The sequence below is a fragment of the Synechocystis sp. CACIAM 05 genome (genome assembly GCF_010222815.1).
In the GTDB taxonomy this organism is placed as follows: domain Bacteria; phylum Cyanobacteriota; class Cyanobacteriia; order Cyanobacteriales; family Microcystaceae; genus Synechocystis.
In genome coordinates this window covers 2,404,724-2,421,475 of the sequence record NZ_CP019225.1, presented here as the reverse complement: position 1 = coordinate 2,421,475, position 16,752 = coordinate 2,404,724, and the positions used below count along the sequence as shown (strand labels likewise).

16 protein-coding genes are annotated in these 16,752 nt (G+C 47.0%); 9 read left to right on the top strand and 7 right to left on the bottom strand.

The genetic code is table 11. The features are described from left to right. The first annotated feature begins 189 nt into the window (after nt 1-189). A complete protein-coding gene (locus BWK47_RS11465) occupies nt 190-615 on the top strand; it encodes an EVE domain-containing protein (RefSeq protein WP_162328740.1) in 426 nt (141 codons plus the stop codon). A gap of 29 nt (nt 616-644) precedes the next feature. Here the strand turns inward: BWK47_RS11465 and BWK47_RS11460 are convergent, their stop codons facing one another. Beyond that, nucleotides 645-3,128: a hypothetical protein gene (locus BWK47_RS11460; RefSeq protein WP_162328739.1), complete on the bottom strand. Its 2,484-nt coding sequence runs from the start codon at nt 3,126-3,128 to the stop codon at nt 645-647. Between the two features lie 307 nt (nt 3,129-3,435). On the opposite strand from BWK47_RS11460, the gene BWK47_RS11455 reads away from it, so the two are divergent. The 4 genes from BWK47_RS11455 to BWK47_RS11440 all read left to right on the top strand — a co-directional run bounded on the left by BWK47_RS11455 (nt 3,436) and on the right by BWK47_RS11440 (nt 6,475). Further along, nucleotides 3,436-4,377, top strand: a complete 942-nt coding sequence (locus tag BWK47_RS11455; protein WP_162328738.1) for a COX15/CtaA family protein — start codon at nt 3,436-3,438, stop codon at nt 4,375-4,377. Between the two features lie 150 nt (nt 4,378-4,527). Then, on the top strand, nt 4,528-5,478 hold the full coding sequence (locus tag BWK47_RS11450) for a heme o synthase (RefSeq protein WP_162328737.1): 951 nt from the start codon (nt 4,528-4,530) through the stop codon (nt 5,476-5,478). Between the two features lie 77 nt (nt 5,479-5,555). Then, nucleotides 5,556-5,786 carry a HypC/HybG/HupF family hydrogenase formation chaperone gene (locus BWK47_RS11445; RefSeq protein ID WP_162329685.1) on the top strand — a complete coding sequence of 77 codons (231 nt, stop codon included), beginning with the start codon at nt 5,556-5,558 and terminating at the stop codon, nt 5,784-5,786. Between the two features lie 59 nt (nt 5,787-5,845). Continuing rightward, nucleotides 5,846-6,475 carry a Vat family streptogramin A O-acetyltransferase gene (locus tag BWK47_RS11440; RefSeq protein ID WP_162328736.1) on the top strand — a complete coding sequence of 210 codons (630 nt, stop codon included), beginning with the start codon at nt 5,846-5,848 and terminating at the stop codon, nt 6,473-6,475. A 9-nt stretch (nt 6,476-6,484) separates the two neighbouring features. Here the strand turns inward: BWK47_RS11440 and BWK47_RS11435 are convergent, their stop codons facing one another. The 3 genes from BWK47_RS11435 to BWK47_RS11425 form a co-directional block, all read right to left on the bottom strand. Further along, complete coding sequence (locus tag BWK47_RS11435; protein WP_162328735.1) at nt 6,485-7,087, bottom strand: GUN4 domain-containing protein; 603 nt, start codon at nt 7,085-7,087, stop codon at nt 6,485-6,487. A gap of 69 nt (nt 7,088-7,156) precedes the next feature. Then, nucleotides 7,157-7,477 (bottom strand): hypothetical protein, encoded by a 321-nt coding sequence (locus BWK47_RS11430; protein WP_162328734.1) that lies wholly within the window; start codon nt 7,475-7,477, stop codon nt 7,157-7,159. Between the two features lie 311 nt (nt 7,478-7,788). Beyond that, nucleotides 7,789-8,307: a tetratricopeptide repeat protein gene (locus BWK47_RS11425; protein WP_162328733.1), complete on the bottom strand. Its 519-nt coding sequence runs from the start codon at nt 8,305-8,307 to the stop codon at nt 7,789-7,791. Between the two features lie 132 nt (nt 8,308-8,439). Here BWK47_RS11425 and BWK47_RS11420 point away from each other — a divergent pair, with 132 nt between their 5' ends. Continuing rightward, a complete protein-coding gene (locus tag BWK47_RS11420; RefSeq protein WP_162328732.1) occupies nt 8,440-10,050 on the top strand; it encodes a B12-binding domain-containing radical SAM protein in 1,611 nt (536 codons plus the stop codon). Nucleotides 10,051-10,121: 71 nt separating this feature from the next. On the opposite strand, the gene BWK47_RS11415 is transcribed toward BWK47_RS11420, so the two are convergent. Then, nucleotides 10,122-10,997: a hypothetical protein gene (locus tag BWK47_RS11415; protein ID WP_162328731.1), complete on the bottom strand. Its 876-nt coding sequence runs from the start codon at nt 10,995-10,997 to the stop codon at nt 10,122-10,124. A gap of 190 nt (nt 10,998-11,187) precedes the next feature. Between BWK47_RS11415 and rplI the strand changes: the two genes are divergently transcribed. Beyond that, complete coding sequence (gene rplI, locus BWK47_RS11410) at nt 11,188-11,646, top strand: 50S ribosomal protein L9 (RefSeq protein WP_162328730.1); 459 nt, start codon at nt 11,188-11,190, stop codon at nt 11,644-11,646. Between the two features lie 244 nt (nt 11,647-11,890). Beyond that, entirely contained in the window at nt 11,891-12,277 is a 387-nt protein-coding gene (locus tag BWK47_RS11405; protein ID WP_162328729.1) for a cytochrome c, read from the top strand. 160 nt (nt 12,278-12,437) lie between these two features. Here BWK47_RS11405 and BWK47_RS11400 read toward each other — a convergent pair whose 3' ends face one another. Beyond that, complete coding sequence (locus BWK47_RS11400; protein WP_162328728.1) at nt 12,438-13,799, bottom strand: UDP-N-acetylmuramoyl-tripeptide--D-alanyl-D-alanine ligase; 1,362 nt, start codon at nt 13,797-13,799, stop codon at nt 12,438-12,440. Nucleotides 13,800-14,051: 252 nt separating this feature from the next. Here BWK47_RS11400 and BWK47_RS11395 point away from each other — a divergent pair, with 252 nt between their 5' ends. Continuing rightward, a complete protein-coding gene (locus tag BWK47_RS11395) occupies nt 14,052-15,425 on the top strand; it encodes a hypothetical protein (RefSeq protein ID WP_162328727.1) in 1,374 nt (457 codons plus the stop codon). A 156-nt stretch (nt 15,426-15,581) separates the two neighbouring features. Here the strand turns inward: BWK47_RS11395 and BWK47_RS11390 are convergent, their stop codons facing one another. Continuing rightward, the gene (locus BWK47_RS11390) at nt 15,582-16,637 is read right to left on the bottom strand and encodes a fatty acid desaturase (protein ID WP_162328726.1); all 1,056 of its coding nucleotides are present in this window, start codon (nt 16,635-16,637) and stop codon (nt 15,582-15,584) included. Between the last annotated feature and the right edge of the window lie 115 nt (nt 16,638-16,752).

Genomic DNA, 16,752 nt, shown 5'->3' with positions numbered 1-16,752 from the left:
TCTTTATACAGTTCACTATATGTGTCTACACAACGTACTGTCTTTTTCGCCTCTCTTGTCTTTGTCATTCTCCCTCCGCGCTTTTCAGCCTTTTATCTCCATTCTAATTCCCTCAGTCTGATGAAAGAGGGATAATTTTATTCCCCCGGCCCAGTTCCCACCGCAGTTGTTCTGATTTGCGACCCCACCATGGCCTACTGGTTATTTCAAGGCAATCCTAAGTACTATCGCATTCTTCAAGCCATTGAGGAGCAAGAGGAATTGCCCTGGTTGGTGACCCGTTATAGCAAAGAAATTCAAGTTGGCGATCGGGCTTTGATCTGGATGGCCGGGCCGGAAGCGGGGATTTATGCCATTGCCGAAGTAACTAAGCCGCCGGAAATTTACCCAGAGCTACCCGATGGGCAATATTGGCTAATGTCTGACCAAGCTAAGTTGGATAAACCGAGGGTACAACTCAGATTCCTACGCAAATTGTTGGGGCAACCCCTCCGCCGCCACGAACTCAAACAGGACCGGATTTTGCGAGATTTACTGGTTATTCGGGCTCCCAACAGCACCAACTTTCGGGTCACAGAAGAGCAATGGCAGCGTGTCTATAGCCTTAAAGGCTAGAAAAAAATTTCGGTTCCCATCGCCGGGATTCAACCATGGTCCAACAGTTGAACCAGCCAGTTATGCCTTAATTCCCCACAGGCGATCGGCCAAGCCTGACATATTTCCAGATCTATGTCTTGGTTATAAATTGCTGTGATCAACAAATACAACAGCTCAAAGTCCACCCGTTCCCGCTCTTCCATAAATTGAAATTGTCCGTTGGCAGAATTATTGAGTTTTTCAATTTCTTCCCGGCCAACTTTGCCGGTGATAGCCTTTTGCCGTCGATCTCGCCAGAGGTGAAATTGATGCCTCTTCTCCAATGACACCAATTGATTAAAGTTCTTAATATAGTTGGTAAATTGACTACCATCGCGGTGCAAAAATGCGATGACTGTTGAGGCTTTAGCGGTACGAATCAAGATATGTTCTGGTAACCTTTTTCTGCCCAGACTAAGAAAATCAGTTTTGAAAGAGTGTATTGAGTTAAGGGCTTCCAAAATAATTTTTAGTTTGCCAATATCATCGGATTCAGTGATTATTTGTAGTTTTTGATAATCATCTTTTAAGATTTCACGATTTTGGCAGAAGAAATCTTTTACCTGTATTTCTAGCGATTGTTGCGACTGATTTTCTGTAATGAAAAAATTGAAATTAAAATCAGCGTCAATTTCATTATTTTGATTAGTTTTCCCCACGGGATTGCCAATTAATGCTTTGCTTACATTCTGGCTTGTAGGAGCAAAAAAGTTTGTTAAAGTCAAGCCAATATCGTAAATTTTTGCTTGCAAATCACTTAATCCATTTTCCAGTAAATTTAATCTTTGCTCAAAATCAAGATTTTTGTTACCAAGGTCGAAATTTTGAGGGATGATGCCAGAGCCATTGGCCTTAGCAGAATAAAGTTTGGAAGCATTATTGATCAAGTGACGAATTGACGGTGAGCGCAAAAGGGAGGTAATTTCTTGCTCACTAAATATATCCGTGAGCTTAACCCCTACTGCATCAGCCTTGGTCATCAACACCTGACCCATCAATTGATCGTCTGGACGGTCAAGATTAATGTGATATTGCCCTACCCTTTCCACCACGGAAGAATCCCAATGGGACTGAAAATATTGCCACCGATCTGGAAAAAGGTTTAGGATAACCAAACAGTTGGGCACATGGGTAAAAATTTCCTTAAGCGCTTCGCCGAAGCCAATTAATAAGCTCTGGTTTTTGGGTAAACCCAGCACTTCCAATTGATCAAATACCATTACTAACGGCTCGTCCAACAAGGATAATTTACTGAAAACTGAAATTGCTTCCAGGGAAAAGCCCTCCTTACCCAGGTTTTCGTGCCAATTACTCAAACCCAATAACATTAAATCTTCTTCACTCAATTCTTGTCCGGCCAACCAACGTGCAGTGGTCTGTTGACGATAACGTTCTGTATAGCGACAAAATTTGATAATTCCCTTAATAATTTCAGGGCTATTTCCTCCAATACCATAGTGCTCTGTCCACCATTCACTGGCTCTTTTTTCAATGTGATCCCAGTAATCCCGTTTCTTATCTGTTCCTTCCGTCCCTAGTAGCTGATAAATATTTAAGGGGTTTTGCTGGGCAATATCGACTATGTGTTGATCTTTTTGGGTCAGCCGAATATTTTTCATTTGGCTAATTAATTTAGTAAAACTATGGGCCAGCAAAAACTCTAGCTGACTATAACTAGTGCCGGGAATTTGATAAATGAACGATTCTAAAATGCGGCTGTAAATATGGTAAATGATTGATTCTTGATTGTTGGGGTGGCGTATGAATAATACTCGGTTTATCTGTAAAATTTCCTTGGTGAGCCGCATCATCAGGTGGGTTTTCCCTGATCCAGGAATCCCTGTCACTACTACACCCTTAGATTGTCGATTTTTATCCTGTCTGACTTCCTTAATGATTGCCTTCAGTTGTTCAAATTGTTGTTGATAAATAGCTTTTGCATCAACGTGTTCCTGAAAAGGAGTGTCAACTCTACTGGAAGAAAAAGGATTAATGCCAATATTCATTGATTTGGAAAAGCCGTTGCAATCTTGTAAAAAATTGTATAACTGGTGGGTGAAAAGGGCATCGTAGCGAGCGCGGTGCGCCGATTCTTGGTTGAAATATTTGCCTTCAACCTTTAAGAAAAATTTTTTGCTCAAAAACTCCAAAGAGTAACTGCTTAGGCCGGGATATTTTTCCTTGGCCAACTCAATAGTACATTGGGTGCTTATTAGCCGCCAAGGAATGCCCACCTGCAAACAGCTATTTCGTAAGACACGGCAGTCATGGTCAGCATAATGGAAAATGACTAAATGCCCATGGGTGATGCGCCAAAAATTTTCCAACACCTGTTTCAGAGGAAAAACTTTTAAACCCTGTGCTCGATCTGCTAAGACTTCATCCACCAATGCTTCATATACCACTTCCCCACAGTGATTAATAATGCAAATTTCCCTAAGTATTTGAGAACCTTCAGAATCTACAACGAAAAAGGAACTGGGTCTATCCATAGCTGTGATGGGAAGCAATTACTCCCATGATAGCCACAAGAATAACTTCAAATTTAATTCACCAGACAAAATGGCTTAAGTGTATTGCTCACCTCCACGCAACTACATGTAACCGGTTAAATACCAAATTTTCCCGATCCCAACTAAATCAATCGCCTAGGGCAGGGAAATCTGAAGTAAATCTAAAGAATATTGATGCTGTAGCCAAGTTTTCTTTCCCCTGGGGAGAGTGTTGGTTAGAATCTGACGGTGACTGGGGTTTTTCTCCCCGCCCTTGCCCCCATCGTTGAGGTTGCAGATCAAAACCATGGCTGAGTCTATTCTCCCCAATGCCATTCGCTCCCAAAGTCAACCCCAAGCCTTTGTCCAGGTTGAAGTCTGGATCCGTCGGCTGGTATGGAAAATTGTCATTGCCACAGTGTTATTGATGGCGGTAGGCAGTGCCACCAGGGTGATGAATGCAGGGTTGGCCTGTCCTGACTGGCCTCTATGTTATGGTCAGTGGGTTCCCAGTCAACAAATGAATTTACAGGTATTTTTGGAATGGTTCCATCGCTTGGATGCCGCGTTGATTGGTTTTAGTACCCTGATTTTGGTGGGCTTGAGCTGGTGGTTTCGTCGGGTTCTACCCAAGTGGTTACCCTGGGCTACCTTAGGCTCCCTGGCGTTGATCTTGGTGCAGGGATTGTTGGGGGGGCTGACAGTGATCGAACTGCTACGGTTTGATATTGTGACGGCCCATTTGGGCACAGCCATGGCTTTTTTGGGTTCTTTGGTGATCATTGGTCTCTGCCTGATGCCCTACCAAAGTAATCAAACGGCCGGCAAGTTAAGGCCAGTGGCCCTGGCTAGCACCACCATCATTTATCTGCAATGTTTACTGGGGGGATTGGTGGGTTCCCAGTGGGCGGCCCATCAGTGCTTGGCGATCGCCGGCACACAATTTTGCCAAGTGTTGCACAGTCATCTGTTGGGGGTGTTACCGACGGTGTTGGGGGTGGGACTGACTTTTTGGTGTACCAGGCGCACTCCGGCCCTAAATCCCTTTTTGCGCCAGTTGGGCAATGGGTCCCTAGCCCTTTTGGGGGGACAGATCCTATTGGGAGTTGCTACGCTAAAGCTCCATTTACAAATTGAACCCCTAACCGTAGCCCACCATACAGTGGGAATTTGTCTCTGGGCTACCCTATTGGCGATCGCCGTTTTGGCGGTGCGGGACCATCGACCGACGGCCCCCATTACATCCTGATGATAAAAATCTTTAAGTCTCCCTAGGGAGGGAAATTTCTGCCGTTGCGGTTAAACTAACTGCCATTTTTTGTCCAGTTGGGGAATACTCGCTTAAAATTCAGGAAAAATTTTTGATCTCCCCCCTGCTTACCCTTTCTTTTGATTCTCTATGGTTACTTCGACAAAAATCCATCGCCAACACGATTCCATGGGGGCGGTGTGCAAAAGTTATTATCAGTTAACCAAACCGAGAATTATCCCCCTCTTGCTGATTACCACCGCTGCTTCCATGTGGATTGCCTCGGAAGGTCGGGTGGATTTACCCAAATTGCTGATCACTCTGCTGGGAGGAACCCTTGCAGCCGCTTCAGCCCAAACCCTGAACTGTATTTACGACCAAGACATTGACTATGAAATGCTCCGCACCAGGACCCGACCCATCCCAGCCGGAAAAGTGCAACCCCGCCATGCGTTGATTTTCGCCCTAGTCTTAGGAGTACTTTCGTTCGCTCTTTTGGCCACCTTTGTCAATGTACTAAGCGGTTGCCTAGCATTATCCGGCATTGTCTTTTACATGTTGGTCTATACCCATTGGCTGAAACGACACACGGCCCAAAACATTGTCATCGGTGGGGCTGCGGGTTCCATTCCCCCCTTGGTGGGCTGGGCCGCTGTTACGGGGGATTTAAGCTGGACTCCCTGGGTACTGTTTGCGCTAATTTTTCTTTGGACTCCCCCCCACTTTTGGGCCCTGGCTTTGATGATCAAGGATGATTATGCCCAGGTGAATGTCCCCATGTTGCCAGTAATTGCGGGGGAGGAAAAAACCGTTAGCCAAATCTGGTACTACTCACTGTTGGTGGTGCCTTTCAGTTTGCTGCTAGTTTATCCTCTGCACCAGTTGGGCATACTTTATCTGGCGATCGCCATTATGTTGGGGGGACAATTTCTGGTTAAAGCTTGGCAACTCAAACAGGCCCCCGGCGATCGGGATTTGGCTAGGGGATTGTTCAAGTTCTCCATTTTTTACCTAATGTTGCTCTGCCTGGCCATGGTGATTGACAGTTTGCCCGTCACCCATCAGTTGGTGGCCCAAATGGGAACTTTGCTGTTGGGTTAAAGTTGAACCATGGCCTAGGTTTGGTTTTTCTCAAAGCTCCACTGACTTATTTGCCAATTCCTCCTCCCTTTCCTCCCATGTGTCTAGCCCTACCTGGCCAGGTTGTCAGTTTAATGCCCAACTCCGATCCCCTGTTGCTGACGGGAAAGGTTAGCTTTGGGGGCATCATTAAAACCATTAGCCTTGCCTACGTACCCGAGGTTAAGGTAGGGGATTATGTGATTGTCCATGTGGGCTTTGCCATTAGCATTGTGGACGAAGAGGCGGCCCAGGAAACTTTGACAGACTTGGCAGAAATGGGAGTTTAATTCCTAGAGTAAGAATAGAGAAATAGACATGACTCCAGAACCGTTACGGGTGACAAATAATGTACGGCCCAGATCCCCAAAATAAGCATCCCATGGCGGGATTTCCCCAGATTTGCTTTATTAAAAATACTGTTTCTAACCCCAACATAATTATTGGTGATTACACCTATTACGACGATCCCGAAGATTCAGAAAACTTTGAGCGCAATGTTCTGTACCATTTTCCCTTCGTTGGCGATCGCCTGATCATTGGCAAATTCTGCGCCCTAGCCCGGGATGTAAAATTTATTATGAATGGGGCTAACCATGCCATGGAAGGATTTTCCACCTATCCCTTTGCAATTTTTGCTAATGGTTGGCAAACAGCAGAAGCGGAAGAAGAGCCGCCCCATAAGGGAGATACAGTCATTGGCAATGATGTGTGGATTGGGTACGAAGCGGTAATTATGCCCGGAATAAAGGTGGGAGACGGGGCCATTATTGCCGCCAAAGCCGTTGTCACTAACCATGTGGCACCCTACACCATTGTGGGGGGAAATCCCGCCCGTCCTATCCGTCAACGTTTTAAGGACGAAGTAGTTCAAGCTTTGTTAACCATTGCTTGGTGGGATTGGGACATAGAGAAAATTACCCGCAATCTGGACAAAATTGCCGGGGCTGATATCGAAGCCTTAAAAAACTGTAGTTAGGGTATCGGGCTAGCCGTTACATTCAAACAAACGAATGAAGAAAAAAGTCACCATTTTCAAACCATAGGGAGACTTCCACCAAATGGCGGGGAAACTGCCCACCGGAGCATTAAGGGAAAAATCCCATTGGTCATATTCTTCAAAACGAACCTTTCCTTCCTGCACCCAACCCACTTCCTGGGCAAAGGCTCCCATCACTTTCCGGTCCTGGGTACGTAAGGTATCAGTGGTGCCCCCCACTTTTTGGTAGGCTTCCAATTGCCGACTAAAGCCAAAACGATCTTCGCTGTAGGTACGCCACAGGCGATCAATTACCGTTAAAACTGTACAGGGCAAAGCAGATAAAGTTTCTGGGCTGAGGTTATCCCGATTACGATTGAGGGTTTCGAGAATAATGCGGGTGGTTTCGTGGTCCGCTGTCTTAAAATCCCCCGCAATTAAGCATTCCTGCAACCTACCATAGCGCTCAATGTCCGGGATTAAGGTCAGTTTGCTTTCCAGATTTTCCACCCGTTGGCTGAGGCTCTGGACTTGGCTGGCCAAATTCTGGCATTGTTGAGCCAGCTCAGCATAATTGTGTTCATTGGAGTCTGGGGTGATGGAATCAGCCATAAATGTTGCTTAGTTGCTCCAATCAGAGTGTTTGATATCGCAGGTAATGGATTAATCTTCTCAAATTTTTTAAATTTCTTCCATCTCTAAACGCCCCGCTGTTACAGCGTCAAAAGCAAAAGCCAGTACTACGGGCATGGGATTTCTAAGCAGAAAAGCAGAACCGATCGCCAAAGCAGAAACAGCCACAGCAGCGGTTAACCAAGCTTTTTCTTCTTCGCAAAGACCTTTTTCTAGTTTAATTGCCCGGAGAATTTTGCCAGGAATGGGCTCCGGCATGACAGCTCCAGGGGGAAAAGCCCAATAATAATTGAGTCTTTCCATGAACAAATCTGTCCAACCATTGGCTTCACACCATTCTTCAATCCAAGCGTCGCAAAAATGTCTCATATTTAGGTATTTATGCTTACCTTGTACTCGATAAAAAAGCCACCACGGGACTAGCAACCCAGCTTTCCCGCCATCTTAGCAAGGCTATTTGGGAGGAAAAAAAAATGCCATAAAACTTAACTTTGTTTAACTCAAGTTAATGGTCATGAACCCAGGGTGAATATACAAATTTGTGGGCAAAAGCTGTCCCTCAAATCGACAAAAAGATCGGCAAAATTCAGTGAAACTAGGGCGTAGGCAAGGGTAAATAAAAGTTAATCGGCGGGCTTGGGAAACTGTCGGAGAAGTTGAGAAGAAATTTTGGGGCCTATTTAAGGATTACTGCGCCATGTTTGTAGTTGTTCCCAGGCTTCCCGTTGGCTCACAAGATTTTCCTGGTCAGAGAAAAGGGCTAGGGCCGCTTCTAGGTCAGCAATGGCTTGGGCTTGCTCTCCTAATTGCCAGTAAATTTTCCCCCTAGCTTTGTAGGCTTCGGCCAATTGGGGGTTTAGGGTAATGGCCTGGCTGTGGTCGGCGATCGCCCCCTGGTAATCCGCTATCTTGGCCCTGGCAATACCCCGATTAAAATAGGCATCAGCATAGCTAGGATCTAGCAAAATCAATTCCGTAAAAATGGCGATCGCCCCCCGATAATTTTTTTTGATCCCCTCATCCATGCCATCAATTAACCTTTCTTCCAGGGGATGGTCCCCCAGCAAGGGCAGGGAACGCTCACTGTCAACGATATCTTGGGTTAACAGGGGCAGGGGAAAAATCAATGACAATGCTCCCAACATAGCCATAGCTATGGATAAGATGGAGCTGCCTAGGGGATAACCATGGTTAACCATAGGATTTATCTATGCCAACGTTCTGGCTTTCGGGGACTTCCTGGCAAGGGTGTGCTAGCTTTAGCTAAAGTTGAGCCCATACCTAATCAATCCCTAGATTTTCTAACATAAATCTTCCCTTAGCGAGAAGCCATGCGCGCCCTATTAATCTATCCGTTGTTTCCCCCTACTTTCTGGTCCTACGAAAAAATTCTGGAGCTAGTGGGTCGGAAGGTTTTATTGCCTCCCCTCGGGTTGATCACCGTGGCGGGTATTCTCCCCCAAGAATGGGAGTTTAAGCTGGTGGACCGCAATGTCCGCAATGTGACTGAAGCGGAGTGGGACTGGGCGGAAGTGGTGATTATTTCGGGCATGATTGTCCAGCGGGATGACATGGTGGAAAACATCAAGGAAGCTAAGGCCCACGGTAAATTGGTCGCAGTGGGGGGCCCTTTTGCCACGTCGGTGCCCCATGAAGTGCAGAATGCCGGAGCAGACTTTTTGATTTTGGATGAAGGGGAAATTACCCTACCCCTATTTGTGGAAGCGTTGGAGCGGGGGGAAACAGCAGGTATTATCCGGGCCCAAGAAAAACCCGACGTTACCACCACCCCCATTCCCCGCTATGACCTATTGGAATTGGATGCTTACGATTCCATGTCGGTACAGTTTTCCCGGGGTTGTCCCTTCCAGTGTGAATTTTGCGACATCATTGTCCTCTACGGCCGTAAGCCCCGCACCAAGGAACCAGCTCAGTTACTACGGGAATTGGACTACCTTTACGAGTTGGGTTGGCGGCGATCGGTGTTTATGGTGGATGACAACTTCATCGGCAATAAGCGCAACGTTAAATTGCTGCTCAGGGAACTGAAAATTTGGCAGGAAGAACATCAATATCCCTTTAGATTCAACACTGAAGCCTCGGTGGATTTGGCCGATGACCAGGAATTAATGGATTTGATGGTGGAGTGCTATTTCGATGCGGTCTTTTTGGGTATTGAAACCCCCGATGAAGAGAGTTTAGAATTCACCAAAAAATTCCAAAATACCCGTAATTCTCTGGCGGACTCCGTCGATAAGATTATCAAAGCGGGCCTCAGACCCATGGCGGGCTTCATCATCGGTTTTGACGGTGAAAAACAGGGCGCTGGTGATCGCATTGTCCGTTTTGCGGAACAGACGGCCATCCCCACCACCACGTTTGCCATGCTCCAGGCTTTACCCAACACAGCTCTATGGCATCGACTGAAACGGGAAAATCGCCTGCTGGATGAGAGTAAGGGCAACATCAACCAAACCACGTTGATGAATTTCATTCCCACCCGCCCCTTGGAAGACATTGCCAATGAGTATGTGGAGGCTTTCTGGGAGTTATATGATCCCCACGGTTACCTAGACCGCAATTACCGTTGTTTCCTCAAGCTGGGGGCACCGAAATGCAAGACTGCTTTCAAACTCCCTAACTTAGTGGACTTAAAGGCTTTGGCGATTGTTATTTGGCGGCAGGGCATTAAACGGGATACCAGATTCCGCTTTTGGCACCATGCTTTCGGTATTTTGCGCCATAACCCCGCTGTGTTTGAGCACTACATCACCCTTTGTGCCCACAACGAACATTTTCTCCAATACCGGGAAATTGTCCGCCAGGAAATTGGTGAACAATTGCGGGATTATCTCAGCCGTCAGCAGCAAGAAAAAGTGGAGGCCACAGTTCCCACTCCAACGGCCACAGCCCCGCAAACGGAAAAAGTCCTAGCCAGTTAAGTGAGTTTGAAATGTCCCAGGAATTTGTTTTTACTAGCCCTGGGACAAAAACAAAAAACAGGATTGATTGATTAATTCGGGTCTGGCTGTTGTTCCAGGTAAGCAAGGAACTCGATTAACTGCTCGTCGGATAACAACTGACGGGAACGCTTGCCGTAGGTTTGCAGCAGATAATTGCGACCCTGTTCACTGGTCCAACCCAATCGTTTTAGCTCTAGATTACTGCGGGCAATAATTTCCGAAAAGTCCATGGGTCCTGCGGGCAGTTCTGTTGCTCCGGAGACCGCCATATCCGGTTCAGGCGAATCTGGTTTAGCTTCAACAGCGAGGGGTAATTCTGGGGTCCCAAAGTCGAGTTGAAGTTCGGAGTCAATAGGAGCGGACTCTTCCGGTTGATTAAAGGTGCTATTGACCATTGCCGGGGCTGGGGTTGGTTCCTCCAAAGGCAACACTGGGTCAGGACTGGTGGGAAAGGAAATAGGCGCGGAGGTTAAAGTTGGCTCAGGGGCGGAGATCGCCTCAACTTCCGGCGACTTTTCAACAACGGGAGTAGGGGGATGCGCAGGAGTTACCGGTGTCGGATTGACAATGGCGGGGGGAGTAACAACTTTATGGTTCTGCTTCGGAGATTTACTTTCTTTTTTAGGGGAGGAAGGTGGGGGCGATGGCTTCGCTTCCATATCCTCAACAATGGCTGTTGGGGAAGACTGTGGGACTGTTGATGAAATATGGGTTAAATCCAAGCTGGCGATCGCCCTTTCCTTGGCTAAATCCTCAGCGTCCTCCAGGGGAGACTGGGCTGCTAATGCGCTGGCCACCACAACTCCATCCAGGGTAATGCTAGCTTGAACGATGTATAGTCCCCGGTCAATTTCGAGCAGGTCACAACATAAACTGCCCTGGGGGTAATGTTGGCGGAAAAGAGGAATCAAACTAGACATTGGCATCTGGTTGCGGAGGGCCGTCCCCTATGGTAACAGAGTCACTTTGTCTTTCCCTCCATTTTTCCCCACCAAAGGTTAACCAACTTCTCCTAGGCGATCGCCAACTTTGGCGGGATTCCCCCTAAAGGTTAAGATGGAGGTTTGTGAATTGCCCCACAAACTAAACAAACTTCATATTGGAAAAATTACGGTTATGGCAAAGCGAGTCAAGGTCGTTTTAAACGAAACTATCAATAAATTAGGTTTCACTGGTGATTTGGTGGAAGTGGCCCCCGGTTATGCCCGGAACTATCTGATTCCCAAGGGCCTGGGAGTAGTGGCCACCCCTGGTATTTTGCGTCAGGTGGAACAAAGAAGGCTCAAGGAACTCGAACGGCTTAAAGCAGAAAAAGATGCGGCCGAAGCCCGTAAAGTCGCCTTGGAAACCATCGGTCGGTTTGTGATCAAAAAACAAGTAGGGGAAGCGGAAGCTATTTTTGGTACCGTTACCACCCAGGAAGTGGCCGATGCAGTGGAAGCGGCTACCAACCAAAGTCTTGATCGCCGGGGCATCAGTCTGCCGGAAATCAACAAAACTGGTTTTTACCAAGCCCAAATCAAACTGCACCCCGAAGTCATCGCTACGGTGGAAGTGCAAGTTGCTCCCCTATAAGCCGGTGGGCCCTTGCTGATCCATTGGGGGCCGAGCTGGATAGATTTTTGTCAATGCTCCCCCCCCGACCTAGGAAAATTCTGGGTATCGGTATCGGGGGAGTTTTAGTTTGTCAACAGGGTTAATCCAGACTTCAGTCTGGGACTGAGCAAAGACAGGAATGCCCAGTATCAATACAATAGATTAAGTTAGATTAAGTTTCTGAGTGGTGGTTCTGGCCACCTTGACCAATCGTTCTTAACCCATGGCCCCTGTAATCGAAAAAAGTCCAACTGTTGCCACGGTAAATGCTTCCCCCACCGGGATGTGGATTATGGCAGGCATTGTTTCCCTGGTGATATTGGCAGTGGCTTTGTTTAGTTTTATGAACTTTGACCCCTATGTGAGCCAGGTACTCGCTCTCAAAGGAGATGCGGATAGGGGTCGGGCCATTTTTCAAGCTAACTGCGTGGTTTGCCATGGCATCCAAGCTGACGGTTACATTGGCCCCAGTCTTTGGGGGGTATCCCAACGGCGATCGCAGAGCCACATCATTCACCAGGTGGTGAGTGGCCAAACTCCTCCGATGCCCCAGTTTGAACCCAATCCCCAGGAGATGGCGGATTTATTAAATTACCTCAAAACCCTCTGAAGGGATAAGGGCAGATTGGTTTGGATAGACGTTTTTAGCCATGTTCTTAACCATCTGGTTTTAGGCCATTTGTTGGATGCCACTGCCAACCAACCCCACACCTATTGATCCCGCCGGAGTTGGATTAACCTCATTTTTAACTGACTCAAGCCTTGCCTCTTTAAGAAGTGGGATTTTCTGCTAACAACTGACTGACCACAGCCCCTAGACCGACGGAATTGGATGCTTTAAACAGGAGGCGATCGCCTGGTTGGAGGGTAGTTTTTAGGGCCGCCACTAAACTAGGCCCATCGCTGAAGGATTGGGTCTCCACACCGTTAGCCCCGGCGGCAATGGCATCGGTATTGGGATCATTGGCTAATAGGAAAAGACCGTCTAAACCTAGGGCTTTCACTTTGGCCCCCACCCGTTGGTGAAATGTCGGGCCATAATCTCCCAGTTCCTTCATCGCCCCCAGCACTGCTAAACGTCGCTTCCCAGGGGTATTGGCCAATAAATCCAAGGATGCCAACATGGATTCCAAGCCAGCGTTATAGGTTTCATCCAATAGAACCACGTCCTGGCCCCATTGGTAACGACGGGCCCGCCCCTTGGGTAACTCCACCGTCAGCCCCGACTGTAACCGCTGCCAGTCCAACCCTAAACATTGGGCCACGGCGATCGCCGCTAGGTAATTAGAGGCATTGTGGATACCGGCTAGGGGCAAAGGCAAACTAACTCCATCAAGGATTAAATTTTCCCCATCCACTGTCCCGTGCACATCTCCCCCTTCTAGGCCATAGGTAATGGTTTTTCCCTGCCAAAACCGTTGGGCTGTCTCCATTAACAAAGCATTATCCCGATTGAGAATGGCGGTGCTCTCGGGCGGTTGGTGGGCTAGTAATTCACACTTGGCTTCGGCGATCGCCAACTCCGAGCCTAAAAGACCAATGTGGGCAGTGCCAACGTTAGTAATTAAACCGATGGTGGGCTTGGCAATATCCGCCAAAAGAGCAATTTGCCCCCGACCCCGCATGGCCATTTCCACAATGGCAAAATCATGGTCTGGGGATAGTTCCAACAAAGTTTTCGGCACCCCAATTTCATTGTTGTAATTAGCTCTGGTTTTATGCACATTGCCAAACTGGGACAACACCGCCGCAATTAATTCTTTGGTGGTGGTCTTACCCACAGAACCGGTTACCCCGATGATGGGAATGGTAAACCGTTGTCGCCATCCCGCTGCGATGTGTTGATAGGCCACCAAAGTATCTTCCACTAAAAATTGGGCCACCGTCTCCCCTAATCCCTCCACTGGCCGATCCGTCACCACGGCGATCGCCCCCGCCGTCAAGGCCTGGGGAATGAAACTATAGCCATCAAAACTTTCCCCCCGCAAGGCAAGAAATAGGTCCCCTGACACCAAAGATCTTGTATCGGTGCAAATATTATTTATCCGTATATCCTCGGAAAGATTGGTAACAGACAATAGACAACTTTCTAGGAATGTACGGATGTCAAATAGGGAAAGTTTGGAGTTCATGGGAAAGAATAGGAGTAAAAAATATGGCGGAGGAAAACTGAGTTAGAATTGACTCAGGAATGTTAGGTCATTTGCAATTTTTATCTGTGATCTAGATCACTTCCCATGGGTGCTTGCATCACTTACATTGGAGGAGAAATAGATATAGAAAAATCAGAAGCCAGTAATGACCAGTAAAAACACTCTAGTTTTATTCCAATGGAACCAGGGTGTATCTTACCATCCACAGCGGTGCCTGATTAAAGGCCCAGGGTGTCTTTGACCTTATCTCATGATTTCGTTTTCATTATCGATTTTTCCTGCTCCCAATTTGCCCCCTTTTCCCCAAAGAGGGTTACCACTGTGAACTATAACCATCCCCAGGCTAGCGACCCCTACAAAATGAATGACGAGCAGGCAATTTATGATTATCTGCTCGACTTGGTCCAGTCGGTGGAAGGGGAACGGGTATTGGAAGTAATGGGTAATCTTTTTTTGAGCGGACAGGGCAGTTCCCAAGGACAAGTTTCTACCCACTTAGAAAAAGTAATTAGAGTTAAAAATAATACCGAAGAATTTAACTATTTTTTTAATCGTTGTTGCTATATTCTGATCAACTATTGGCAACTTTCTCCCCAAACCCAGCGTTCCATTCCCCAGCTGGTAAATATGGTGGAAAAAGCCGTGGCTAACATCAGCCCCGGGGGTAATACAAAAGGTAACATCCGCCAACTAGTTAAAAACTTTACCTTGAGCGAACAATTTGTCCGCTTGAAAAGATTGGCCAGCGTTGTCAGCACCAAGTTTGAAACGAAATCTAGCTCCGTCGGCACCCTTATCCACCGCTATACCTATCTGTACGATTATTGTCTTATGGGGGATGACAGCAGTCGGGAACATCGCCAAACTATCCACCGCATCAAAGCTCAAAATGAGCGTAAGTTTGAAATTAACCTTTCCCAGTACGTCACCTACCGGGTGCGCATGGCCAGAACTAATAAAGCCGGACTCATCTTGCCGGATAAGGAATTGATCAAGCCTGTGCAAAATCCCACCCTACTGAGTGATCGGGATCTAAACAGTGCCCTCAAACATTTTGTTGGTTCCGTGGAAAACGGCCAGAGTTACCGGTCCCTTTCCAAAAGTTTTCGTAACCATGTGGCCTATACCCAATCTTTTGGCACTTTTAAGGATGAACTTTACGAATATATCCGGGGCTCCCTACAGAATAATTACAAACAAGGAAGTTTTGATAAGAAATTATTTGATCTATTCCAAAATGCCTATCCAGAGTGCAATCAACAGAAGCCCACGGAATTTTTAATGATGCGGACTTCTAGTCAGTTGCTCAACTTTTTGGTGGTGGAGGGTAGCAAAAATCCTGATCACTATGTCTTTATTGATCTAATTTCCAATATTGGTGTGAAGAAGACCATTGGCGTATTGCTAAAAATTGTGCTTTTCTGCTCCAAGGTTAAGCCTTATTTGGAAAAACGTTTTTCAATTTTGTTTAATCATTATGAGTCGGTGGCCCGGGAAGGGGTACCTTGGCTAGTGAAAACCTTGGAGAATATGCAGGTTGCGTTTAGCATTCATTTTGGCCGAGTGGATCTTTCTAGTCTGAACCGCTCCCATCTGCCCACTTAGAAAGTTTTTTTCCTCACCAAGAAAAGAAAAAAGGAATACAGCTCGATGGCCGCATTCCAAGATAGTTAATTTGTGATCTGGTATTTCTCTCCCTGGGGATCAGTCAAAGTTAATTACTGACCAATCATGGGTCAAAAATTACTAGTTATCCCAGTATTAAACTTTTTTCAGGGAGTCGAAGGTGCGGTAGCCATGTTCGGGGTCATATAAATGACATTGCCCACTAATTTGTTGCATTAATTGCCAGTTAAAGGTGCGCTCGTAAAGAAAAGGTCCCCAGTTTTCTTTTAAACTTCCGTGGGCTAGTCGTAGGTTATAGGAAGGGATAGCAACGGAGAGGTGGTGGGGAATATGGACGTTGATGTCATGGCAGAGCACTTCCACCCAACGGGGATAATCGCAGTGAACAGTACCATTTAACTGGGCTTCGGCAGCGCTCCAATCGGCGGCGGGACGGAAACGAATTTCGGGAATGGTGTGGTGCACAATGGTAAAAGTGCTCATCCAAAAGTGATACACCAACCAGGGCATTAGCCAAAATTTGACGAAACCCCACACCCCTGTGGTGATAATTAGGGCAGGAAAGGCGATCGCCGCAAACAGGAAGACAACGGCAATGGATAATTTGACTTTATTGCCGTCCCTTTGGGCAAAGTTGGAAAGTTTGAAGTGCATTAAGCTCCAATGGAAAATGGAACCAGTCCACCAGAAGGGACCCCGGATGGCCCGATAAAAAAGCCGGACGATCGCCGGGCTGGCTTGGAAAGCTTCCACACTCCAGGGATCCCAGGCGTTATCAACCTCAATTTTGTTGGTGTGGAGGTGATGGTGGTCGTGGAGTAGGCGCCAGCTATGGAAAGGGTAGATGAGGGGAGCAAAAGCGATATGTCCCACTAAATCATTGACCCAGCGTTTTTTAGCAAAGGAGCGATGGCCACAGTCATGGCCGACAACGAAGGCCCCCGTTAAGGCTGTCCCTGTCCAGATCCAGGTAATGGGCAAGCAGTACCAGGGCAGATAAATAATGCCCAAATAGCCCACGGCGATCGCCCCTAGGGTAATCAAAACAGAAGCCCAGGCTTTGCTCGCTTTTTTCTCGAAGCATTCCTTGGGCAGGGTTTTAATGATGTCTTGTAGTTTGAGATCCGCAATCGGGCGATCGGGATTGCTGGGCGTTACCGTTGGTGTCAACGGGGGAATCGTGGCAGTCATTTATAAAGGTTTATCTCCAAATGGAAGGTCGGACAGATTTTGTTTATGGATTCATGGGCTATAAAGCGGCCAAGGTTTGCCGTGCCTAGGAATTAATACTCAGGTAAACAAACTT